This is a genomic window from Leucobacter faecis, from assembly GCF_054456695.2.
In genome coordinates this window covers 121,871-144,000 of the sequence record NZ_JBTJER020000004.1, presented here as the reverse complement: position 1 = coordinate 144,000, position 22,130 = coordinate 121,871, and the positions used below count along the sequence as shown (strand labels likewise).

The window sequence follows — 22,130 nt, the reverse complement described above, 5'->3', positions numbered from 1 at the left end:
TTACTTTCAAGTTATTCGCGAAGATTTTCGGGTTCTGTGCGCGAGCTGTGTGCACTCGGCGTGTGTCGATTCGGGCCTGCGCAGTGAACACGCTAGACTTGCGAGCGCTGGCTTTTGCCAGTTCAGGAGGATTCGCATAGCGGCCTAGTGCGCACGCCTGGAACGCGTGTTGGGTGTTAAAGCCCTCAGGGGTTCAAATCCCCTATCCTCCGCCGTAAAGAAATAGCCCCCGACCTGACGCTTTGAGCCAGGGCCGGGGGCTTTTTCGTGAGAGCTTGCAGCTTATTGAGCGCAGCGTGCTGAAGCATGGCCAAGTTTCGGGCAGTAGTGCGCTCGGGTGGACTGCTCTGGTACCGTCGCTTGGAGGGTGTCCAAGCGATATTTGTCGTTTTGTGAGCGCTCGACAAGCCCCGCCCGTATGAGTTGTTAAAGGACACGCAGATGACTGACGAGACCCCGCAGAAGCCCGCCGCTGACTGGTACCCCGACCCGAGCGGCACCGGTCAGCTGCGTTACTGGGACGGCGAGCAGTGGACCCAGCAGCTGCGGTCGGCTGACGCCGTAGCCGAGGCCGCGGGAAGCGCAGACTCTGCATCGAGCATTCCTCCTGCCCCCGTTGCGCCCGAAACGGCACAGGCCGGAGACACTGCCGTGCTCGGTGGCACCGCCAACTACGGTGCGGGTTTCGCGGGTGTGGGCGCGGCTGGTGGACCTGCCGCTCAGAGCACGCCGGCGGCCCCGTTCAACGGTCAGCAGTATGGCAAGCAGCAGCACGCGCACTCGGGCCAGGCCGGTTTCTTCCGCAGCCTGTTTGACCTGAGCTTTGCGGCCGAGCGATCGGTCACCACGAGCTTCGTGAAGGTGATCTACGTGATCGGCATCGTGATCGCCGTGCTCAGCTGGATCGGCACGGCCCTTCTGCTGTTCATCATGGGCGGTATCTCGAGCGCTGCGGTCTCGGCGTTTGGCGGTAGCGGCGGTGGCGGCATGATGATCTTCGGCGTGCTCGCGCTGATCTTCGGCTGGATCCCCGGCTTCATCAACGTCATTCTGCTGCGCGTGGGGCTCGAGTTTGTGACCGCTCAGATTCGCACTTCGCAGCACACGGCTGAGCTCGTGCGCCTGGGACGCGCGGCGGCAGAGAAGTAGCGAACACTGAAGTAGCCAACACTGAAGTAGCGAACACTAAAGTAGCGAACACTACCTCGCTCTCGCACTGCTAGTGGGGCCACAGGCGGTGGTTATACAGACGTATAACCACCGCCTGTGGCCCCACTTGCGTTGTACGCTGAGCTACGACGTGAGGCTCGACAGGCGTTCGATCGCGGTGCGCAACACTGTTTCATCTTTCACAAACGTGAACCGCACCCAGTCCTTGAGGGCATCGGCCGTCGGTGAGCCCGCCCGACAAAACGCCGACACGGGCACACACGCCACGCCGACCGCCTCGGGCAGAGCCCGCGCAAACGACGCCCCGTCTATGACAGGTTCGCCAGCGAGCGCCGACACCGCCGCGAACAACGGCGCGGCATCTGCGCACACGAAGTAGGTGCCGCCAGGCCGCACTGGCGTAAGCCCCGCCGCGCGCAGCCCGTCGATGAGCAGCTCCATGCGGGCGGCGAGGCTGTCACGCAGCTCGGAGATCGCAGCGTCGCCAGAGCTTGCACCAGTGCTTGCGCCAGTGCTCGCGCCATCGCCCGCGCCCGCCTCTGCGAGCGCCTGCGCGATCGCCGGCTGAAACGGCGCCCCGCCCGAGTAGGTCAAGAACTGCTTCACGGTGGCGACCGCGTCGATGAGCTGCGCGGGCCCCGTCACCCAGCCGATCTTCCACCCCGTCAGCGAGAAGGTCTTGCCCGCCGACGAGATCGTGAGCGTGCGCTCGGCCATGCCCGGCAGCGTCGCGATCGGCACGTGCACGGCCCCAAACGTGAGGTGCTCGTACACTTCGTCAGTAACGACGATGGCCCCTACGCGCTTCGCCGCCGCTGCCACCGCTTCGAGCTCGGCGCGGGTCAGCACAGTGCCCGTCGGGTTATGCGGCGTGTTCACGAGAATCAACCGCGTACGCGGCCCGACCGCGCGCTCCAGCGCGGCGAGATCGACCGCAAACCCCGATCCGGAACTTGCCGAAGCGCCCGCAGCGCCCGCAGCGCCCGCAGCGCCCGCAGCGCCCTCGGCGCCCTCGGCTTCGAGGCCCGCAGCTGGCACGAGCGGCACGGTCACGTGAGCCGCGCCCGCGAGGGCGATCGACGCGGCGTGCGCGTCGTAGAACGGTTCGAGCGTCACCACCTCGTCGCCCGGGCCCGCGAACGCCGTAATCGCGGCCGCGAGGGCCTCGGTCGCGCCAGCGGTCACGAGCACCTCGGTCTCGGGATCGAACGCGAGGCCATAGTGCCGCGCCTGATGCGCCGCGATCGCACGCCGCAGCTCGATGATGCCGCGACCGGGCGGGTACTGGTTCTGTCCGCTCCGGATCGCCTCTATCGCAGCCTCTCGCACCCATTCGGGGCCGCCTGTGTCGGGGAACCCCTGGCCGAGGTTCGCGGCGCCCGTGCGGGTCGCGAGCGCCGTCATCTCGGCGAAAATCGTGGGGGCGGGTTGGCCGGTGGCCGACAGCAGACCGGTCGCGGCCGCAACGTCACGCCACCTTGCATTCATGCGCTCATTCACGCTCACCAGTGTAGGGGCGGCGCACTGCGCTGTCGGCGTGTGAAGACTGACGTTACGGCTGAGGGCGTGTTACGCCTGGCCGCGGTTGCGCTGGCGCACCGCACGCGGCGGCCGCCCGCCCAAGAACGATTCGCTCGAGTCGACAATGAACCCCTGCTCGAGCGCCTCGCGCCCAATCAGCATGCGAAACACCATTTCTTCGCGGTCGGTGAGTGTGAGCTGCACCTCGACCTCGCGACCCACGAGACCGAGGGTGGTGAGCACCACGGGCCGCGACTCGGCGTGACCCGACGAGCTGCGCACGATGCGGTGATCGTGCACCGGCAGCTCAACCGATACGGCGTCGCGATCGTCGACCTGCCAGGGCTGCACCTGAAACCGCACCCACGGCGCGCCGTCGCGCTCAAACTCAACAATCTCGGTCGCGTGTAGCGCAGAGGTTTGTGCGCCGGTGTCGATCTTGGCCTTTATCCAGGGCACGCCGATTCCGTCGAGGCGCACCCATTCACGCCACCCCGTAAGAGTGCTTGAATAGGGGAGTCCGTTCACGCTTCTATCTTGGCAGGTATTCACGGTGAAACTTGCGATTCTTTCGCGCGCCCCGCAGGCATATTCGACGCAGCGCCTCGTGGCGGCCGCCGAAGAACGGGGGCACAGGGTACGCGTGCTCAACACGCTGCGCTTTTCGATTGACCTCGCGGGCGACGAGCCAGACCTCGCATACCGCGGCAAGCAGTTGAGCGATTACGACGCGATTCTGCCGCGCATCGGCAACTCGATCACCTACTTTGGCACGGCGGTCGTGCGACAGTTCGAGCAGATGGACGTGTACACGCCCAACACCGCGAACGGTATCTCGAACTCGCGCGACAAGCTGCGCGCCATTCAGATCCTGTCGCGGCACAACATCGAGATGCCCGCGACCGCGTTTGTGCGCAACCGCGCCGACGTGCGCCCCGCGATCGAGAGCGTCGGCGGCGCCCCCGTCGTCATTAAGTTGCTCGAGGGCACCCAGGGCATCGGCGTGATTCTGGCCCCCGAAGTGAAGGTCGCCGAAGCGATCATCGAGACACTGCATTCGACCCGCCAAAACGTGCTCATTCAACGTTTTGTGAAAGAGAGTCGCGGCCGCGACGTGCGCGCCCTCGTGGTGGGCGACCGGGTTGTCGCAGCGATGCGCCGCACCGCGGCGGGCGATGAGTTTCGCTCGAACGTGCATCGCGGCGGCTCGGTTGAGGCCGTCACGCTCGATGCTGAGTATGAGCAGGCGGCCGTGCGCGCCGCGCAGATCATGGGGTTGCGCGTCGCGGGCGTCGACATGCTCGAGGGCGACGAAGGCCCGCTCGTGATGGAAGTCAACTCGTCGCCCGGGCTGCAGGGCATTGAAGCGGCGACGGGGCTCGACGTTGCGGGCGCGATCATCGACTACATCGCAGGCCAGGTGAACTTCCCTGAGATCGACGTGCGCCAGCGGCTGTCGGTCTCGACGGGTTACGGCGTTGCCGAGCTCACCATGCACGGCTCAGAACACGTCGGTAAGACCCTCGGCGACCTGGGGTTGTGGGATCGGGACGTAACGGTGCTCACCCTGCACCGAGGCGTGCAGGTGATCCCCAATCCGCGCAAACACGTGGTGCTCGAGGCCGAAGATCGGCTGCTGTGCTTCGGCAAACTCGACGAAATGCGCGGCATGATCCCCGAGAAGAAACGCCGCCGCGCGCGTGTGCGTAAGCTGCCGCCCGGCGCGCAAGAACTCGCCGAGGGCTAACGACCGCGGCTGGGGCTTCGTCTACGCGCACACCTGCAATGCGCCCGGTAGCAGTGTGACCTCGAACGATGTCACCTTTCCAACATCGTCACCGTCGACCTCAAACGCGAGCGGTACCGGCAATGACACATGCACCCGGCGCGCGCGAAGGTGCGCCGTCGAGTCAGAACTCTCGGCCCCAGTCGCTCCCGAGAACAGTTGTTTGAGCCCGTTGTCCCAGACAAGATTGCGCATGGTGTCCAGCCAGGCTGCGACGCCGTCGGCACGCAGCAGAAGGAGATCGAGTTCGCCGTCATCGGGCTGCGCATCGGGGAGTAGCGTGATGCCGCCCTGGATGCTGCCGCAGTTAGCGACGAGGAGGGTATGCGCCTGCTCTTGCACGGCTTCTCCACTGTCTTGTGCGAGCGCGAATTCGACGATCTCGGTGCCTGTGGCCGCGCGCCCCAGCGACTCGACGTAGGCGAGCCAGCCAGCCTTGGCCTTCAACTCATCGTCAGTTTCAACAATCATCTGTGCGTCGAGACCGAAGCCCACCATGACAACAAAGCCGAGCTTCACGGTAGTTCCGTCAGCCGTAGTGACTGTTACCCGCCCCAGATCGAGCGGTGCACCGTCACTCTGCAAAGCGCGCTCAAGCGCTGCACGGGGGTTGCCCAGCGTAATACCCAGGTTGCGTGCCAGTAGGTTGCCCGTGCCCATAGGCACGATGCCGAGCGCAGCCTTCGGCGATCCGGACTCGCCCAAAAAATCGGCGACCGCGCGCACAGTACCGTCACCGCCCGCCGCGATGACCAAGCTACAGCCCTGCGCGACCGCGGCACGCGCGGCCTCGCGCCCGGGGTCATCTTCTGCGGTCTCAAACCACAGTACCTCGCGGGCAGCCGTGCGCGTGAAGGCTTCGTCGAGGGCGGTGCTCAGCACTTCTTTGCTGGTCTTAGACGGGTTCCAAACGATTCCGATTGCGTTCTTCATGGGGTCCCTTGGCTGAAACGGGCCTGCAAAATGAATGGGGTCGTACATCACCCATGACACGCGAGAAACTTGAGATGCGACTGGGAAAAGCCGGGTGGCACTGTCAGATCGCCGCGAGCAACCCCTTCCAGTACACACGCCACTGCTCGACCTCTTCACCGCTCGGCATGCCGTCGTGGTTGACGCTCAGCGTGACACGATCATCACCCTTGGGCGTGGCTGACACCTCAACACGGCCCATCCCGTCGAGGTCGAATCGCCAGAACGATCGTTTCTCGGTGCGCGACCTGCGCGGCTTCTGCACCGCGAAGCCGCGGTGCTCGGCGGCGCCTCCATGCACTGCTACCCAGGCGTCGATCGCAGCGTCGCGGTCGAGAACAAGCGTGCGACTTGCGCTCACACGAAACAACCCGTCTGAGCCCTGCCCGGGCACCCGCAACCCCGTATGTTGTTCGAAGGCGATCGCGACCCCCTGCGCCCACCAATCCACGCTCTGCAGGTCGTCGGGGAGCGCCGCCCGCGCGATCTTGGCGATCGCGGCGTGACCCAGTTTCTCGGCGCCCTGTGCGGCGAATAGCTCGAGCCAGCTAGCCCAAGTGCGCCCCGTCGCGCGCTCAATGGACGGCACGCTCGTGGCGCGCGTGCCGGTGTTGGCGGCCGCATCTGTGCTCATATCAGCTCCTTCGGTTATGCCGGTCATCATAACCCGCACCTCTGACATGCTTGAATGGGGTCATGCTGACGCAGGACCCCGCGCAGAGGCGCGCCGAAGGCCATGATCCGGATCGAACGCGTGCGCAAGCGACGAGCGAACGCGAGCACGCTGGCGGTGCCGGGGCGGCCCCGGCGCGTGAGGCACGCCGCTACGTCGAGCATGAGACCTCGCAGCATCGCGCGCCCAGTGAGTACGAGGACGAACCGAGGCTCGACGCGCAGACCGGGGCTCGCACAGCGCGCCAGGACCCCCTCGAATATCGGATCGACCTCGAACGCGTGCGCTTTTCGTCGTACTTCGCCAGGCTTTCTGACGTGACGCAGGTGATGCCGCAGTCGGGCGTTGGCCCCGTCATGCACAACCGGCTCACCCACTCGCTCAAGGTGAGCGCGGTTGCGCGAGTCATCGCCTCGCAGCTGGCGGGCAAGGTTGCGCGACACGAGGCCTACACCCGCGGCGAGTCACCGCTCGATGACGAGACAGGCCGAGTGCTGTCGCGGCTGGGTGGCTGCGACACCATCGTCGCGCAAGCCGCCGCGCACGCGCACGACCTCGGGCACCCGCCGTTTGGCCACCTGGGCGAACGCGTGCTCGATCGCGTCGCCCGTGAGCGGTTTGGGCTGGCGGAGGGGTTTGAAGGGAACGCGCAAACGCTGCGGATTCTGACGAAGCTCGACACCCTGGGACGCCAGTTTCCCGGCCTCAATCTCACCGCGGCGACGCGGGCGGCAACCCTCAAGTACCCCTGGACGCGGGGCGCCTGGCTCGGTGACACCGCCACAGCAATGCCAGCTGCGGGGCGCCCCCGCGGCGTCGGCGATGACCCGCTGAACGGCGCCGAAAAGTTTTCGGCCTACGCGCTCGAAGCCGACGAGATGGATGCGGCGCTCGCCGCCTTTCCCCGCATCAAACGGGGCATGCAGACCGTCGAATGCGCGGTCATGGATCTCGCCGACGACATCGCTTACGCCGTGCACGACCTCGACGACTTCACGCGGGCCGGGGTACTGCAGCACGCGGCTGTGTCGGGGGAGCTGCGGGCCTGGCTGGCCGGATCAACCGCGCTCGACGCCATGCACCGAGGCGAGCTGGCCGCGAGCTGGCGCACTCCGGGCCACTCGCTCGAACTGCTGTGGCTGCGGCTGCACGACAAAGACGGCTGGATCGCCGACCGTGAGGCGTTTGCGGCGGCGGTGCGCAGGGTCAGCGAAGAACTCGGTGACGGCCTGCTCGCCGTACCCTATGACGGCGGCATCGACTCGGAGCGGGCCGTCTCGGGGTTCACGCGACGCTGGATCGAGCACCTACGCACCTCGATCGTGGTCGAGGAAAACCCGAATGTACGCAGCGGCCCGGTGCGCCTGGGCCAGCAGGCTTGGCACGAGGTCGCGGTGCTCAAGTTTGTGCACGCCCACTTTGTGCTTGAACGCCCCGAGCTCGCGGGCCCGCAGCGAGGCATGGCGCGTATTGTTGAGCAGCTGACCCTCGGGTTTGATGATTGGCTCACCGATCCCGATGACGCGGGGCGGGCCCCGAGGCGACTGCTCGAGTGGGTGGCTGAGTCGACGGAGGCGACGTTCGCGCTGCGCGATAACCGCCCCGAACTGCTGCTCGGCGACACGAGTGACGCGGGGCTGTGGCGGCAGGGCCGCGCGCGGGCGATTCTCGACTACGTCGCATCTCTCAGCGACCAGCAGGCGGTCACGACGCACCGCAGTTTGATGGGCGGCGAACTCACCGGGTAGGCCGGGGGATGCAGGCTGCTCACGCAGGCTGCTCGCGCAGGCAGCGCGGTACCCTGGTGTGGTGAAGAACGAACGAAACGCCGCCCACCTCATCGAGCAACTCATTGAGGTGGGCCGCGACGCGGTCGCACGCGGGCTCGTGCTGGCGAGCGCTGGCAACCTGTCTGCGCGCGTGAGCGACACCGAGTTTGTCGTCTCGGGCAGCGGAACCTGGCTCGACCGCCTCACCCCCGCCGACTTCGCGACGCTCACCCTGGACCCGAGCGAAACCGGGGCCGCGCGCGAGGGCGGCGCGAAACCCTCAAGCGAGTGGAAGCTGCACCACCGCGCCTACCTCGCCCGCCCCGACATCGCGTGCGTACTGCACCTGCACCCGCGCACCGCGGTCGTGATGGCGAGCCTCGAGAAGCCGGTGCGGCTGCTCACGCTCGACCACGCGTACTACGTCGGCTCGATCGGCGTGACGCCCTTCTTCCACAACGGCACCGACGAGCTCGCTGACACCGCGGCCGAGGCGCTACGCGAGCACAACTGCGTGATCATGCAGCACCACGGCTGCTCGGTCGTCGCCGACTCGGTCGACATGGCGTACCGTCGCGCGCTCAACCTCGAAGACGCGGCCCAGGCGACCGCGCTCGCGTTGCAGCTCGGCGACACCGACACGGTGTTCCCTGCGGGCGACGCGACGCACGCGTAACCGCGGCTCGCTCTCGCTCCGGATCAGGGGTGCACCGCAAACTCCTGCGTCGCGTCCCACGGGGCCGCCCAACCCAGTTCGTCGAACAGGGTCGCGAGCACGATTCCGGTGAAGCCCCACACGATGTGCTCGCCGAGGCGCGGGGCTAACTTGAACGCGGCACCGCGGTGGGTGATGGTGGTTCCAGCCTGTGTGGCGCGGGTGAGCACCGACGTGCCGCGGGCGGCCGGTTCGAGCAGCTCGGCGACCGGCGCCCGAAACACGTCGACCGACTCGGTGTGATCTGCCGCGACCTCACTGGGGTTGTGCCACCACCCGATCACAGGGGTGACGAGGTTGTTGCTCACCGGCAGGTGGATCTCGGGGAGCTCACCGAGTACTTCGACGCCTGCAGGGTCGAGCCCGGTCTCTTCGTGCGCTTCGCGTAGCGCGGTTGCGACGGAGTCTGCGTCTTCGGGGTCCGCTCCGCCACCGGGGAACGCGATCTGACCGGCGTGATGCCGCATGCCCGTGGCGCGCCTGGTGAGTAGCACGTCAAGTTCAGCCGCCACGGGCATCGCGCTACCGCGCGCGGGCACACTGTCGAGCGCCCCAAACAGAATGAGCACGGCTGAACGCCGCATGGGGCGCGAAGCGAGCGGACCTTGCGGGTCAAAGTCGAGGCTCACCCCGCGCCGCATCAGCCCGCGCAGGTCGCGCAGCGCATCAGCTGGACTCGGGGTCATACGCCCAGCCTAGCGCGCTAGCTGCCCTCGATCAGCAGGTCGCTGATGCCCTCGGGCACACGCTGTGACCGCGCCCACGGCTCACGCTCGCGGCGCTCCACCCGCTTCACACGCTCGGTCTCTTCGGCGCGCACCTGCGTGAGCACCGCGATCACCGCGGCACGCTCAGCGTCCGACACCTGCTTCGTGATGAAGCGCACATCGTCACCCGTCAGGTGCGCATCGGCGTCACCCATTTCCTCCCGCCGCGCCGCATCGCGTGCCGACGCGTCGGGGGGAAGGAGGTCGGCGGTGCCGTGATCCGGAACTAGATTTTGCTCAGTCATCGTGCGCGCCTAGAGCGGAATGTTGCCGTGCTTGCGCGCCGGCATCTCGGCGCGCTTGCCGCGCAGGCCACGCAGCGCCTTGATGACCGCGAGGCGGGTGCCCGCGGGCTCGAGCACGTTGTCGAGCTCGCCGCGCTCGGCAGCGAGGAACGGGCTCGTCACGTCGGCCGTGTACTTCGCGGTGAGCTCGGCACGCAGCGCCTCGACGTCCTCGCCCGCAGCGGCCGCGGCAGCCAGCTCCTTGCGGTAGAGAATGTTTACGGCGCCGGATCCGCCCATCACGGCGATTTCGGCGGTGGGCCACGCAATGTTGAAGTCGGCGCCCATCTGCTTCGATCCCATGACGATGTAGGCCCCGCCGTACGCCTTGCGCGTGATGATCGTCACGAGCGGCACGGTCGCCTCAGCGTAGGCGTAGAGCAGCTTCGCGCCGCGGCGAATGACGCCCTGCAGCTCCTGGTCGGTGCCGGGCAGGTAGCCGGGCACGTCGACGAGGGTGAGGATGGGAATCGAGAACGCGTCGCAGAAGCGCACGAAGCGTGCCGCCTTTTCGCTCGCGTCGATGTTGAGCGTGCCCGCCATCTGGTTGGGCTGGTTCGCGACGATACCGACGGTGCGGCCCTCGACGCGGCCGAAGCCGATGAGCATGTTGGGGGCGAACAGCGGCTGCACCTCGAGGAAGTCGCCGCCGTCGAGGATCGCCTCGATGACCGTCTTCATGTCGTAGGGCTGGTTAGGGCTGTCGGGGATCACCTGGTTGAGCTTGCGGTCGAGATCGGTGATCTCGAGTGCCGTGTCGGTGTCGTAGACGGGCGCCTCTGCCAGGTTGTTGTCGGGCAGGTAGCCGATGAGGGTGCGCGCGTAGTCGAGGGCGTCGTGCTCGTCGCTCGCGAGGTAGTGGCTCACGCCGCTCTTCTGGTTGTGGGTGAGCGCGCCGCCGAGCTCCTCGAAGCCGACGTCTTCGCCGGTGACGGTCTTGATCACGTCGGGGCCGGTGACGAACATGTGGCTCGTCTGGTCGACCATGATCACGAAGTCGGTGAGGGCGGGGGAGTAGACCGCGCCGCCAGCCGAGGGCCCCATGATGATGGAGATCTGGGGGATCACGCCCGAGCACATCGTGTTGAGCTTGAAGATGTTGGCGTACTTTGACAGGGCGACGACGCCCTCCTGGATGCGGGCTCCGCCCGAGTCGAGGATGCCGAGGCAGGGGGCGCCCGTCTTGAGCGCGAACTCCATGGCCTTAACGATTTTCTCGCCGGCGACCTCGCCGAGCGAGCCGCCAAACGTGGTGAAGTCCTGCGAGTACACGACAACCTGGCGGCCGTGAATGGTGCCGGCGCCGGTGACGACCGAGTCACCGAAGGGGCGTGAGTTTTCCATGCCGAAGCCGTGTGTGCGGTGCTTCACGTACTTGTCGAACTCGACGAACGAGCCGGGGTCGAGCAGTGCCGTGATGCGCTCGCGCGCGGTCATCTTGCCGCGGGCGTGCTGCTTGGCGGCGGCGGCCGCGTCGCGGTCACCCACCGCCTCTTGGTACTTCTGGCGGTGGTCGGCGATGCGACCTGCGGTCGTAGCGAGGTCGTTGATGTCTCCAGTCACGCATGCCAGCCTAGCGCGGGCTGCTGCCCGTATCCCTTATATAAGCTCCAATGGAATCGCGATTCCTTCGTTGAAACCCTACGGGTGGGGTTGTTGGCGGGCTCCTAAGCTAACTGCACGCGAGAGTGCGAGCTTCCTTTTCGCTCACAAATTGGTTGTGCTTGGAGCGCAATAACCTTGGTGCAAATGTTGTGGTGAATTGGCCCGTCTACCGACCACTTTTGTACCAACAAACTAGTCGTTCCTGCGGTGTGGAAACTTTGGTGCAAATGTTGCGGCGATGCGGCCTGTTCACCAACCACTTCTGTACCAAAATTCGATGCGAGGGCACAGCGGAGCGTGACGGGGACCTGCGGCGCGGGGCAACAGCGTGACATGTTGTCCACAGGTCGCGTATTAGACGCAAATTCGAGAGTTATGCACAACCGTGAACTGACCCTACACATGGCCCCGACCGCTCTCGATAGTAGAAGCATGCGTGACCGATACTACGAAGAGCCCAATACCCCCAAGGCCCCAAGCTTGAGCCGGGCGGGTGCGCGTGCCGAGGGCCTCACCGATTGGCAGTGGCGCAGCCCGAACCTCGCGCGGCCGTTTCATGGTGTCAGAACATTCCCCGTGGACCGGAGCCCAACACAAGAAGCTCAGCGCCCACAACCCACCCACCCCGCGAAGCAATGGCGTGAAGAACACATTCAGCGCGCACTGGCGTACACCAAAGTGATGAAACCTGGTGAATTCTTCGCGGGCATCACTGCCGCGATCATCTGGAAGCTGCCGGTGCCTATCAATACACGAGCACCACAATTAGTCGAGGTGGGCGTTTGTGAGGGGCAGCCGTTCCCTCGTCGGCGGGGAGTCAAGGGCAGACGATTCGTAGCACGCCTTATCTCGGTCGTGCGAAAGGATCTACTGCCCACTCTTGACCCGTCGAGCATTTGGGTCACATACGCCCCCGCCCTCCGGTTGCCAGATCGCGTCGCACTGGGTGACGGCATTATTCATACCCCGCGCGTCGGGGGCAACCTAGGTCCACGGCCTAGGTTGGCCCACGCAACGCTGGCACGTCTCATGGCCGAGACCCAGCAGCGCGAACGGCGCGGCCGCCCGCTTCTGCGCGAGGCACTGCCGCTTCTGCGCACGGGCAGCGCCTCGGCGCCCGAGAGCCACCTGCGGCTACTGCTTGTCGAAGCCGGGTTGCCAGAACCCAGCCTCGATGTCGACGTCTACAATACTGCGGGTCGATATCTCGGCACGAGTGAGTGCGCGTACCCCGATATCAAGTTTGCGCTCGAGTACGAAGGCGACCACCATCGTACCGAGAGTAAACAGTGGAGCCGTGATGTCGACAAAGGGAGTGACTATGAAGAGGGAGGGTGGTTCATGCTACGCATCACGGCTGACCTGCAGTATCGCCGACGCTACGAGCTCATCGAGCGTGTCAAAGCCCGCATGATCATGCGCGGCTGGCGCCCATAACCGGCACGCAGCCCCCACGCCGCGGGCAACAGGGCTACGCTCGTGAACTATGGAATTGAAGCGAACGCGCGAACTGCTGCCCGAGGTGCTGTGGCGCGAGGCGTCTGCCTCGACGAACGCCGAGCTGCGTGATCTCGCGCAGGATCGCGCCCGCGCTGGCGCCCCGCTGCCGCACGGCGCCCTGCTCGCGACCGATAACCAGACCGCCGGTAGAGGCAGGCTCGATCGCGGCTGGGTGACGCCGCCCGGCTCGGCGCTCGCGATGTCGGTGCTCGTGCGCGGGTTTGGGCTGCACCCGCAACACGGTCACAGGGAACACGAGCAGCACCACCACCAGCACGAGCACCAGCACGAGCAAGGCAGCGGCTCCGTCGCGCCGAACGTGGCGTTCGCGCAGTGGGGCGAGTTCGGCCCCGCCTGGCTGCCACTCATTGCCGGGTCGGCGGTGCAGGCGGCCCTGCAACCCCTCTTCACCGCCGCGTGCGACGGCGAGACCGACGGCTACACAGACGACCTCGTCGGCTTTGAGCAGCGCGAAGTGCTGCGCGTGGGGGTGAAGTGGCCCAACGACGTGCACGTACGTGACGAAGACGACGCGATCGCTGGCCGCCCGGGCAAGAAGCTGTGCGGCATTTTGTGTGAGCTGTTGCCCGACGGCAGTGCGATCGTGGGCATGGGGCTCAACGTGCTGATTCCCGAGTGGGAACTGCCCACTGGCCGCGCCACTTCACTGCTGGCCGCGGGCGCCGCGGTGGGCGGTGCCGAGAGTTTCGCGGATCATGCGGGCGCCGCGCTCGCCGACCACCTGCTCGCCACGATCGCTCACGAACTGTTGAAGCTGGCAGAGCTCGCCGGCACCCACCCCGACGCGGTGCGTAACCGGGTGCTGCGCAGCTCACTCACGCTCGGCACCGAGGTGCGTGTGCACTTGCCCGGTGGTGAACTCGTCGACGGCCGCGCCCGTGCGCTCGCCGCAGACGGCTCCCTCGTTGTCGATCTGCCGACGGGCGGTGAGCTCACAGTGAGTGCGGGCGACGTTGAGCACCTGCGCTAGACGCGCAGGCTAGACGCGCAGGCTAGACGCTCCGCCAGACCGCTAGGCCAACGCAGCCCGCACCCGCAACGCGTACCTACCCCCGCTCGCCGTGCAGCGGGTACTCTGCCCCCATCGCGTCGATCTGCTCGGTGGTGGGGTCGGCCTCCGAGAAGTCCATCTTCGGCACGGGGCGCTTGAAGCCGCCCGTCACGATCGCGATGATCACCACACCAATCGCGATCCAGATTCCGCCCACGATCCAGGTGGTGGGCTGCAGCGAGGTCCACAGCCAGATCGTCAGGCCAAACCCGATGAGCGGCGCGACGAGCTTTGTCAGCACCAGACGAACTGTCAACGCCTCGCGCCGCCCGCCGCGCGTAAAGATGTAGGTGCGAACCACCGACAGGTTGACCATCGCAAACGCCGCCAGCGCACCGAAGCTGATCATAAACGCGACCACGTCGAGCGACAGAAACAGCGCCGACAGCGCAAAGAACGACACGACGCAAGCCGCGATGATCGGGGTGCCGAAGCGGTGGTGTAGGTGTGCGAGGGGGCGGGGCAGCATGCCGTCACGGCCCATCGCGTAGAGGATGCGCGACACCGACACCTGCCCGGTCATGCCCGAGCCAAACGCGCCGACCACGTACACGGCCACGAAGAACGCGGTGAACGCTTCGCCGCCAATGTTGTTCATCACGGTGACGCCGGCCGCGTCGATTTCGGTGTCTGACAGTGTCGACCAGTCGGGCGAGAACGCTGCCGCGCCCGCCCACGAGACGAGAATGAAGAACAGGCCGCCGACGAGCGTCGACAGAATGATCGCGCGGGGAATGTCGCGGCGCGGGTGCTTTGCCTCTTCTGACAGCGTCGAGACAGCGTCGAACCCGAGAAACGACAGCGCGAGAATCGCGGCACCAGACGCGACCGCACCGATGCCGCCCTCACCAAACGTGAACGGTTCGATGAGGCTCACCGAGGCGTCGCCGCCAAAGGCGCTCTTGAATGCGAGCACCATAAACATCACGACGAGCACCACCGATAGGGCGATGATCGCGAAGTTCACCTTGTTCACCAGGTTGATGCCCAAGATGTTGAATAGCAGCACGAGCAGCAGCGCGGCGAGCGTAAACGCCCACACCGGTACGGCCGGAAACTGCGTGTTCAAGTAAATGCCAATGAGCATGAAGTTGATCATTGGAATGAACAGGTAGTCGAGCAGCATCACCCAGCCGGTCAAGAATCCGGCCGCGCCGCCAAACGACTGCTGCGTGTAGGTGTAGGCCGAGCCTGCGACGGGGTAGCGGCGCACCATCGCACCGTACGAGGCCGCGGTGAACAGCATCGCGACGACGGCGATCACGTACGCGGCGGGCAACTTTCCGTCGGTGACCTGGTTCACGATGCCGTAGGTCGTGAAGACCGTGATCACGGTCATGTAGGTCACGCCGAACAGGGTCAGGCCGACGAGCCCGAGGGTTCGTTTCAGGTGGGGGCTGGCTGATTCGCTCACAGTATCTCCTTTGATGCTGGTGCGGGGCGGTCACTCGAAGTGTAAGCTCCCCGCGCCCAGAATCATAGCGCGAATCTGGCCTAAATGAACAACGTTCACTCGCCTCCTAGAACGTGCGCTCGCCTGCGAGCCAGGTGCCCCGCACCTCGATGGCGGGAATCTCCTCGGGCGTGACCTCGAGCGGGTTCGCCGACAACTGCACCAGGTCGGCGATGTAGCCCATCGCAAGGGTGCCGCGATCCGGCGCGAGGGCCTGCCGCGCGATGCCGGTCGTGTAGGCAGCGAGGCCGGTCGCCGGGGTCACGCACTCCTCGGGCAGCCATGACGCGTCGGCGGGGTCAAAGACGTCGCGGCGCGCGATCGCCGTGGCGAGAGCGGGCCGCCAGTCCTTCGTGGTGACGGGCCAGTCGCTGCCGAACGAGACGGTCGCGCCCGAGCCTACGACCGAGCCGATCAGGTACTGCCACGACTCGCGGTCGTGCCCGATGTGCGGAATCGTGAGCGCCCGCATCACGGCGTCGCACTGCGCCCAGTACGGTTCGAAGTTAGCGATGATGCCGAGCTTTGCAAACCGCGACACGTCTTCGGGGGCGAGCATCGCGACGTGTGCGACGACGTGGGCGCGGCTGCGGCCCGGCTCGGCATCCTGCGCGGCTTCGAGCGCGTCGAGGGCGATGCGCACCGCGCGGTCGCCGATCGCGTGCAGGTGCAGCTGAAACCCGGCCGCATCGAGCGCGGTGACGGCGGCGACGAGTTCGTCTTCGCTCCAGTTGGGCAGGCCGCGGTCGCCCGGGGTGTCTGCGTACGGTTCGGTGAGCGCTGCCGTGTGGTTTTCGATCACGCCGTCGACGAAGAACTTGATCGTCTCGGCGCTCACCCGGGGGTGATCGAGGGCGCGAAACTCTTCACGCACCGACGCAAACTCGGTGAGCTGCTCGCGCCACGATGCGGGGTCGGCGCGCAGGGCAAGGTTTACGCGGGTGTGCAACCGGTTTTCGGCCGCGGCAGCCCGGTACACGTCGATGTCGGCGGCGTCGACCCACGCGTCTTGCACCCAGGTGGTGCCCTGCTCGGCGTACATGCGCGTCGCATCTTCGAGCGCGCGCACGCGGTCTTCGAGCGCAAACGCGGGCACGACGTGTGCGAGCAGGTCGTTCGCAGCTGCCTCCTGCAGTGTGCCGAGCGGGCTGCCGTCTTCGCGGCGCAAGATGCGGCCGAGCTCGGGGTCGGGGGTGTCTGCCGTGATGCCCGCGGCCTCAAGCGCTGCCGTGTTGACCCACGCGGTGTGGTAGTCCCAGGCGCGCAGCACGGTGGGGGTGTCGCCCGTCACCTCGTCGAGCCAGCGCGCGTCAAACCGGCCGCCCGGCGCGAACGTAGCGTCGTAGCTCGCGCCGACGATCCACGCTGCCTCGGGATGCTCAGCCTTCCACCGCGCGACCGCCGCGAGGATCCCCGCGAGGTCTGCCGCCTCGCGCACCGCAGGCCCCTGCGCCTCGAGCCCGCCGAGCACGGGGTGCGCGTGCCCCTCACCGAAGGCGGGCGCGACCGTGTCGCCTGCGAGGTCGATCACCACGGGCGACTGGGGCGCGGCATGATCCGGATCATCATGCGTGCTCGCGGTGGGCGTCGCGAGCGCACGCGCCTCGTCGCCGTGGGCGACGACCCGACCCGCCTCGATTGCGAGGGCATCGGTCGTGGCGTGGCTGCCGTCGAGACGTGCGGCCGTGATGATCGTGCCGCCGGTGAATACGGTGAGGGTCATGGTGTGCTCCTAACGCGAAACGGTCTTGGGGTGAGGTTACTGCGTGCTGCTTACTTGGCGCTGGCGGTTTCGACCATCGCGTCGATGGCGGTGGTTTCGGGGCCTTCAGCAAAGTCCATGCGTGGCACAGGCTTCTTGAATCCGCGGGTCTTGACGATGAGAATCACGAGGCCGATGGCGAACCAGATGCCGCCCACTACCCAGGTCATGGTCTCGAGTGAGGTCCACAGCCACAGGGTCAGCGCGAGGCCGATCGCGGGGAAAATGCCGTGCAGAACGATGTTTTTGAACGAACGGGCATCGCGGGGCGCGGTCCCGCCGGTAGCTTCGCCAGCGGCCCCGCCAGCTCGCGGAAACAGGTACACGCGAATCACCGAGAGGTTGACCATAGCGAACGCCGCGAGCGCTCCGAAGCTGATCATGTAGGCCGCCTGCTCGAGCGTGAGGAACAGGCTTGCGAGCGCGAACACCGACACGGTGCTTGCGGCGACGACGGGGGTGCCAAACCGTGACCACAGGGTGCCGAGCGGCTTGGGGAGGGTGCCGTCGCGACCCATCGAGTAGAGAATGCGGGCGACAGACACTTGGCCAGCGAGGCCCGATCCGAAGCAGCCCGCCACCGAGAACAGCACGAACAGCATGCCGAGCCACTCACCAGCGACGTGGTGCGCGAGCACGATGCCGGCGGCGTCGATCATCTCGCGGGGAATGAGAGCCCAGTCGGTGGGGCGGTATGCGATAGCGCCCACCCACGAGACGGCGATGAACAGGCCGCCGCCGATGAGGGCGGTGAGAATGATGGCGCGGGGAATGTCGCGACGCGGGTGCTTCGCCTCTTCAGACAGCGTCGAGACCGCGTCGAAACCGAGAAACGACAGGGCGAGCACGGCGGCGCCCGTGAAGATGGGGCTGAATCCCTCGGCGCCGGGAATGAACGGCTCGATCATGCTGGGAGCGGAGGGGTCTGCGACTGCCATCTTGAACGCGAAGATGGCGAAGACGGCGATGACGGCGGCCGAGATGCTCACGATCGCAATGTTGAGCTTCGCGACGAGGTTGATGCCCAACACGTTGAACGCAAACACAGCCACGAGCGTGATGAACGAGACGAGCTTCGCGGGGATCGAGGGGAACTGGGTGCTGACGTAGAGACCCAAGATGATGAAGTTGATCATCGGGATGAATAGGTAGTCGAGCAGCAGTACCCAGCCGGTCAAGAACCCGGCGCCGCCGCCGAACGCCTGCTGTGTGTAGGTGTACGCCGACCCTGCGACGGGGTAGCGGCGCACCATCGACGCGTAGCTGTTGGCGGTGAAGAGCATAGTGAGCAGTGCCACGACGTACGCGAGCGGCAGCTTGCCATCGGTGATCTGGTTGACGATGCCGTACGTCGTGAAGACCGTCGCGATCGCCATGTATGCGAGGCCAAAGAGCACGAGGCCGCCGAGGCCGAGCTCTCGTTTCAGGTGGGCTTTGCCCGGGGTGGTGCTCACGCGTATCTCCTTTGATGCTGGGTCAAACTCACTTAAATGAACAATGTTCTTTTAAGTTCGTGATGACACTAACTCAATCTGGCGCGGTGCGCAATTTGTTCGATGTCGAGAGAGTGTTTGCTCGATGTCGAACTACCCTGCGGGTGGTGTTTCGCGTGCGTGCTGCGTGCGGGTGGCGTGCGCGTGGCGTCGGGTCGCTGCGAAAGCGGGGTACTGTAAAGGCGCCGGATCAAGCGCGCGGTGCCCGCGCAGACACACTGGGAGGGTCGACGATGACGAGCAAAGGTGGGGCGGGCGTGTCGGCTGAAACGGAGCCCGGTGCTGGTGCTTCTGCTGGTGAGATCGCGCCCGCGCCCGCGCCCGCGCCCGCGACCGCGACCGCGCCCGCGACCGCGACCGCGACCGCGCCCGCGACCGCGACCGCGCCGAAGCGTCGGGTTGGGCGACCAAAGCAGAGCGTGCTGTCGCGGCGGTTAATTCTTGAGGCCGGGCTGGCGCTGATCGACGAACACGGGGCAGAGGGCGCTGGCATGCGTGCGATCGCGAAGCGGCTCGGCGTGCGGCCGTCGGCACTGTACAACCACGTCAGCGGGCAGGCCGAGCTGATCGCGGGTATGCGGGAGCTCGTGAGTGACCGCATATCGACCGCGGCCTTTGACACGCTGCCGTGGGACGAAGCGCTCGAACAGTGGGCGCGCGACTACCGGGTAGCCTTTGCGGCGCACCCGTCGACGATTGCGCTGCTCGCGGTGATTCCGCTTGAGGGGGCAGGCGCGACAATTCTCATGTATGACCGGGTGGTGGAAGCGATGGTGCGCGCGGGGTGGGACGAGCGCAAAGTGCTCGTCGCGATCGTCGCGCTCGAGTCATTCATACTGGGGTCGGCGCTCGACTCGTCGGCGCCCGACGACATGATGAAACCAGACGCGGGCGCGGCGGCGCCAGCGTTCACGTCGGCATATGCGGCGCGTGAGCGGGCGCTTGGCGCGGTGGGGCAGCGCCCTGCCGATGCCTCGTTCGAACTCGGGCTGCGCGCGCTCGTCGCGGGGTTCAAGGCCGAATTCGACGCCGCGCGGTAGTGACTCCTGCGGGCGCTGCCTAGAAAGTTACGGGTCCCGCAAAATGTGCGCGACTTCTTCCGTCTATCACACAGGCATAAGCGGAACTAGTCGCGCATATTTCTGGAACCTCAACTCGAACCCGCGCCGCGCGATCCCTACTTGAAGATGATCGTGCGGTCGCCGTCGTGCAGCACGCGGTTTTCAGCGAACCAGGCGACAGCGTGGCGCAGCGCCCGCGCCTCGACGTCCTGGCCGAGCTGCGTGAGCTCGCGCACCGAGTATGAGTGGTCCACCCGCACTGTGTCTTGCTCAATAATGGGGCCCTCGTCAAGATCGGTCGTGACGAAGTGCGCGGTCGCGCCGATCAGCTTCACGCCGCGCTCGTGCGCCTGCTTGTAGGGGTTTGCGCCCTTGAACCCGGGCAAAAATGAGTGGTGAATGTTGATCGCCTTGCCGGCCAGCGCCTCGCACAACTCGGGCGACAGGATCTGCATGTAGCGGGCGAGCACGACGAGCTCGATGTTTTGCTCTTCGACGACCTCGAGCACGCGCGCCTCAAACGCGGCCTTGTCTTCCTTGCCAGCAATCGCGCGGTGCTCAAACGGCACGTCGTAGAACTCGGCGATGTCGCGCACTGTCTCGTGATTCGAGAGGATCAGCGGCACTTCGATGGGAAGCTGGCCGCCACGGCGGCGGTAGAGCAGGTCGTTGACGCAGTGCGTCGCGGTCGAAGCGAGCAGCAGGGTGCGCACGGGCCGCCCCACCTCGTCGAGCCGCCACGACATGTGGTAGCGCTCGGTCACGGGCGCGAGCGCCCCCGCAAAGCGAGCCTCAAACGTGTCAGGCTGCGCGACCGCGCTCACCTGCAGCCGCATGAAAAAACGACCGGTATCGGCAGACGCAAACTGCTGGCTCTCTTCGATGTTGCCGCCCGCGGCGACGATTGCGCCGCTGATGGCGTGCACGATGCCCGGCCCATCGATGCAAGACAGGGTGAGCACCCACTGGGAGTTTGAGCTAGTCGCGTCGTTACTGGTCACGGCTTTAGGGTAGTCGATGCGCGCTGAGCGATACCCCCGCTACACGCTGCGAAACATGCCACGTGCATCGAGGCGAGACTTGCTAAACTTGCGAGCGTCGTGACTGGCGTGCAGATGGGACACCATCGGGGAACGACGACTTTAACCCTTTCCACTGATGGAATGGCCGCTCGCCTGGGCCGAATCCGAATCCATTTTCGCGCGCCCAAAGCGTGAAGTTGAGCTACGAGGAGCACACATGTCAACCCAGTCAGCATTCTTTAATGAGCCGCTCGAGGTCGTCGACCCCGAGATCGCAGAGGTGCTCAAGAACGAGCTCGGCCGCCAGCGTGGCACGCTCGAGATGATCGCGAGCGAGAACTTCGTGCCGCGCGCAGTGCTCGAGTCGCAGGGCTCGGTGCTCACCAACAAGTACGCCGAGGGCTACCCCGGCCGCCGCTACTACGGCGGCTGCGAGTACGTCGACGTCGCAGAAGACCTGGCCCGCGACCGCGCCAAGAGCCTCTTTGGCGCGAAGTACGCGAACGTGCAGCCCCACTCGGGCGCGAGCGCGAACGCCGCAGTACTCAGCTCGATCGCCGAGCCCGGCGACACGATCCTGGGCCTCGAGCTGTCGCACGGCGGCCACCTCACCCACGGCATGAAGCTCAACTTCTCGGGCAAGCTCTACAACGTCGTGCACTACGGCGTCGACCCCGAGACGATGCTCGTCGACATGGACGTGGTGCGCGAAAAGGCGCTCGAGCACAAGCCCAAGGTGATCATCGCCGGCTGGTCGGCGTACCCCCGCACGCTCGACTTCGCGGCGTTCCGTGCGATCGCCGACGAGGTGGGCGCGACCCTGTGGGTCGACATGGCGCACTTCGCTGGTCTCGTTGCTGCGGGTCTCTACCCCAACCCGGTGCCCCACGCGCATGTCGTCTCATCGACCGTGCACAAGACGATCGGTGGCCCCCGCTCGGGCTTCATCCTCACGAACGACCTTGACCTCTACAAGAAGCTCAACTCGAACGTGTTCCCCGGCCAGCAGGGCGGCCCGCTGATGCACGTGATCGCTGCCAAGGCAACCGCGTTCAAGCTCGCCGCGACCGACGAGTTCAAGGAGCGCCAGGTACGCACCCTCTCAGGCGCGAAGCTGCTCGCGCAGGCCCTCACCACCGACGCATCGAAGGCTGCGGGCGTCGACGTGCTCACCGGCGGCACCGATGTGCACCTGGTGCTCGCTGACCTGCGCCACTCGCCGCTCGACGGCCAGCAGGCCGAAGACGCGCTCCACAACGTGGGCATCACGGTGAACCGCAACTCGGTTCCGTTCGACCCCCGCCCGCCGATGGTCACCTCGGGGCTCCGGATCGGCACGCCCGCTCTCGCAACTCGCGGGTTTGGCGACGCAGAGTTCGCTGAGGTGTCTGACATCATCGCGCTGACGCTGCAGCAGACTGGCGACATCGAAGCGCTCAAGGCTCGCGTTACCGCTCTGGCCGAGGCGTTCCCGCTCTACCCGGGCCTTGAGACCTGGTAATTCG

The 22,130-nt window shown here is 66.2% G+C and carries 19 protein-coding genes, 1 tRNA gene and 1 riboswitch; of the genes, 9 read left to right on the top strand and 11 right to left on the bottom strand.

Annotated elements, in window-relative coordinates; translation table 11 throughout:
• Positions 1–125 precede the first annotated feature (125 nt).
• A tRNA-Ser gene (locus tag ACXR2W_RS05845) sits at positions 126–212 on the top strand.
• Positions 213–441: 229 nt separating this feature from the next.
• The gene (locus ACXR2W_RS05840) at positions 442–1,149 is read left to right on the top strand and encodes a DUF4282 domain-containing protein (RefSeq protein ID WP_458813151.1); all 708 of its coding nucleotides are present in this window, start codon (positions 442–444) and stop codon (positions 1,147–1,149) included.
• Between the two features lie 144 nt (positions 1,150–1,293).
• Here ACXR2W_RS05840 and ACXR2W_RS05835 read toward each other — a convergent pair whose 3' ends face one another.
• The gene (locus tag ACXR2W_RS05835) at positions 1,294–2,658 is read right to left on the bottom strand and encodes an aminotransferase class I/II-fold pyridoxal phosphate-dependent enzyme (RefSeq protein WP_458813148.1); all 1,365 of its coding nucleotides are present in this window, start codon (positions 2,656–2,658) and stop codon (positions 1,294–1,296) included.
• A gap of 81 nt (positions 2,659–2,739) precedes the next feature.
• Complete coding sequence (locus ACXR2W_RS05830) at positions 2,740–3,219, bottom strand: ATP-dependent zinc protease family protein (RefSeq protein ID WP_458813138.1); 480 nt, start codon at positions 3,217–3,219, stop codon at positions 2,740–2,742.
• A 25-nt stretch (positions 3,220–3,244) separates the two neighbouring features.
• Between ACXR2W_RS05830 and ACXR2W_RS05825 the strand changes: the two genes are divergently transcribed.
• The gene (locus ACXR2W_RS05825) at positions 3,245–4,438 is read left to right on the top strand and encodes a RimK family alpha-L-glutamate ligase (RefSeq protein WP_458813136.1); all 1,194 of its coding nucleotides are present in this window, start codon (positions 3,245–3,247) and stop codon (positions 4,436–4,438) included.
• A 21-nt stretch (positions 4,439–4,459) separates the two neighbouring features.
• Here ACXR2W_RS05825 and ACXR2W_RS05820 read toward each other — a convergent pair whose 3' ends face one another.
• On the bottom strand, positions 4,460–5,410 hold the full coding sequence (locus tag ACXR2W_RS05820) for a diacylglycerol/lipid kinase family protein (RefSeq protein WP_458813134.1): 951 nt from the start codon (positions 5,408–5,410) through the stop codon (positions 4,460–4,462).
• A 103-nt stretch (positions 5,411–5,513) separates the two neighbouring features.
• A complete protein-coding gene (locus ACXR2W_RS05815) occupies positions 5,514–6,083 on the bottom strand; it encodes a hypothetical protein (RefSeq protein WP_458813132.1) in 570 nt (189 codons plus the stop codon).
• A gap of 62 nt (positions 6,084–6,145) precedes the next feature.
• On the opposite strand from ACXR2W_RS05815, the gene ACXR2W_RS05810 reads away from it, so the two are divergent.
• On the top strand, positions 6,146–7,870 hold the full coding sequence (locus ACXR2W_RS05810) for a deoxyguanosinetriphosphate triphosphohydrolase family protein (protein WP_458813130.1): 1,725 nt from the start codon (positions 6,146–6,148) through the stop codon (positions 7,868–7,870).
• 61 nt (positions 7,871–7,931) lie between these two features.
• Complete coding sequence (locus ACXR2W_RS05805; protein WP_458813128.1) at positions 7,932–8,567, top strand: class II aldolase/adducin family protein; 636 nt, start codon at positions 7,932–7,934, stop codon at positions 8,565–8,567.
• A 23-nt stretch (positions 8,568–8,590) separates the two neighbouring features.
• Here the strand turns inward: ACXR2W_RS05805 and ACXR2W_RS05800 are convergent, their stop codons facing one another.
• From ACXR2W_RS05800 to ACXR2W_RS05790, 3 genes are read right to left on the bottom strand one after another with little or no spacing between them, the layout of a single operon-like run.
• Complete coding sequence (locus tag ACXR2W_RS05800) at positions 8,591–9,292, bottom strand: NUDIX hydrolase (protein WP_458813126.1); 702 nt, start codon at positions 9,290–9,292, stop codon at positions 8,591–8,593.
• Positions 9,293–9,309: 17 nt separating this feature from the next.
• On the bottom strand, positions 9,310–9,618 hold the full coding sequence (locus tag ACXR2W_RS05795) for a hypothetical protein (protein ID WP_458813124.1): 309 nt from the start codon (positions 9,616–9,618) through the stop codon (positions 9,310–9,312).
• 9 nt (positions 9,619–9,627) lie between these two features.
• Complete coding sequence (locus tag ACXR2W_RS05790; protein ID WP_458813122.1) at positions 9,628–11,220, bottom strand: acyl-CoA carboxylase subunit beta; 1,593 nt, start codon at positions 11,218–11,220, stop codon at positions 9,628–9,630.
• 1,071 nt (positions 11,221–12,291) lie between these two features.
• Here ACXR2W_RS05790 and ACXR2W_RS05785 point away from each other — a divergent pair.
• Positions 12,292–12,699 carry a hypothetical protein gene (locus tag ACXR2W_RS05785; protein WP_458813120.1) on the top strand — a complete coding sequence of 136 codons (408 nt, stop codon included), beginning with the start codon at positions 12,292–12,294 and terminating at the stop codon, positions 12,697–12,699.
• A 49-nt stretch (positions 12,700–12,748) separates the two neighbouring features.
• Positions 12,749–13,753, top strand: coding sequence for a biotin--[acetyl-CoA-carboxylase] ligase (locus ACXR2W_RS05780; protein ID WP_458813118.1), 1,005 nt, complete (start codon positions 12,749–12,751; stop codon positions 13,751–13,753).
• Positions 13,754–13,829: 76 nt separating this feature from the next.
• Here the strand turns inward: ACXR2W_RS05780 and ACXR2W_RS05775 are convergent, their stop codons facing one another.
• From ACXR2W_RS05775 to ACXR2W_RS05765, 3 genes are all read right to left on the bottom strand, one after another.
• Positions 13,830–15,248, bottom strand: coding sequence for an APC family permease (locus ACXR2W_RS05775; protein WP_458813116.1), 1,419 nt, complete (start codon positions 15,246–15,248; stop codon positions 13,830–13,832).
• Between the two features lie 106 nt (positions 15,249–15,354).
• Positions 15,355–17,010, bottom strand: a complete 1,656-nt coding sequence (locus tag ACXR2W_RS05770) for an amidohydrolase (RefSeq protein ID WP_458813114.1) — start codon at positions 17,008–17,010, stop codon at positions 15,355–15,357.
• 50 nt (positions 17,011–17,060) lie between these two features.
• Positions 17,061–18,503 carry an APC family permease gene (locus tag ACXR2W_RS05765; RefSeq protein WP_458813112.1) on the bottom strand — a complete coding sequence of 481 codons (1,443 nt, stop codon included), beginning with the start codon at positions 18,501–18,503 and terminating at the stop codon, positions 17,061–17,063.
• A 272-nt stretch (positions 18,504–18,775) separates the two neighbouring features.
• Between ACXR2W_RS05765 and ACXR2W_RS05760 the strand changes: the two genes are divergently transcribed.
• Positions 18,776–19,582: a TetR/AcrR family transcriptional regulator gene (locus ACXR2W_RS05760; RefSeq protein WP_458813110.1), complete on the top strand. Its 807-nt coding sequence runs from the start codon at positions 18,776–18,778 to the stop codon at positions 19,580–19,582.
• A 137-nt stretch (positions 19,583–19,719) separates the two neighbouring features.
• On the opposite strand, the gene purU is transcribed toward ACXR2W_RS05760, so the two are convergent.
• Complete coding sequence (gene purU, locus ACXR2W_RS05755; RefSeq protein WP_458813108.1) at positions 19,720–20,604, bottom strand: formyltetrahydrofolate deformylase; 885 nt, start codon at positions 20,602–20,604, stop codon at positions 19,720–19,722.
• An 89-nt stretch (positions 20,605–20,693) separates the two neighbouring features.
• A riboswitch (ZMP/ZTP riboswitch) is annotated at positions 20,694–20,791 on the top strand.
• A gap of 51 nt (positions 20,792–20,842) precedes the next feature.
• Between purU and glyA the strand changes: the two genes are divergently transcribed.
• Positions 20,843–22,126, top strand: a complete 1,284-nt coding sequence (gene glyA / locus ACXR2W_RS05750; protein ID WP_458813106.1) for a serine hydroxymethyltransferase — start codon at positions 20,843–20,845, stop codon at positions 22,124–22,126.
• Positions 22,127–22,130 lie beyond the last annotated feature (4 nt).

Excerpts from the sequence above, each read along its gene's own strand:
- ACXR2W_RS05785 (WP_458813120.1), top strand. The coding sequence starts at position 12,292 with ATGGCCGAGACCCAGCAGCGCGAACGGCGCGGCCGCCCGCTTCTGCGC.
- ACXR2W_RS05820 (WP_458813134.1), bottom strand. The coding sequence starts at position 5,410 with ATGAAGAACGCAATCGGAATCGTTTGGAACCCGTCTAAGACCAGCAAA.
- glyA (WP_458813106.1), top strand. The coding sequence starts at position 20,843 with ATGTCAACCCAGTCAGCATTCTTTAATGAGCCGCTCGAGGTCGTCGAC.
- ACXR2W_RS05840 (WP_458813151.1), top strand. The coding sequence starts at position 442 with ATGACTGACGAGACCCCGCAGAAGCCCGCCGCTGACTGGTACCCCGAC.
- ACXR2W_RS05780 (WP_458813118.1), top strand. The coding sequence starts at position 12,749 with ATGGAATTGAAGCGAACGCGCGAACTGCTGCCCGAGGTGCTGTGGCGC.
- ACXR2W_RS05835 (WP_458813148.1), bottom strand. The coding sequence starts at position 2,658 with ATGAATGCAAGGTGGCGTGACGTTGCGGCCGCGACCGGTCTGCTGTCG.
- ACXR2W_RS05760 (WP_458813110.1), top strand. The coding sequence starts at position 18,776 with ATGACGAGCAAAGGTGGGGCGGGCGTGTCGGCTGAAACGGAGCCCGGT.
- ACXR2W_RS05810 (WP_458813130.1), top strand. The coding sequence starts at position 6,146 with ATGCTGACGCAGGACCCCGCGCAGAGGCGCGCCGAAGGCCATGATCCG.
- ACXR2W_RS05815 (WP_458813132.1), bottom strand. The coding sequence starts at position 6,083 with ATGAGCACAGATGCGGCCGCCAACACCGGCACGCGCGCCACGAGCGTG.
- ACXR2W_RS05795 (WP_458813124.1), bottom strand. The coding sequence starts at position 9,618 with ATGACTGAGCAAAATCTAGTTCCGGATCACGGCACCGCCGACCTCCTT.
- ACXR2W_RS05800 (WP_458813126.1), bottom strand. The coding sequence starts at position 9,292 with ATGACCCCGAGTCCAGCTGATGCGCTGCGCGACCTGCGCGGGCTGATG.
- ACXR2W_RS05770 (WP_458813114.1), bottom strand. The coding sequence starts at position 17,010 with ATGACCCTCACCGTATTCACCGGCGGCACGATCATCACGGCCGCACGT.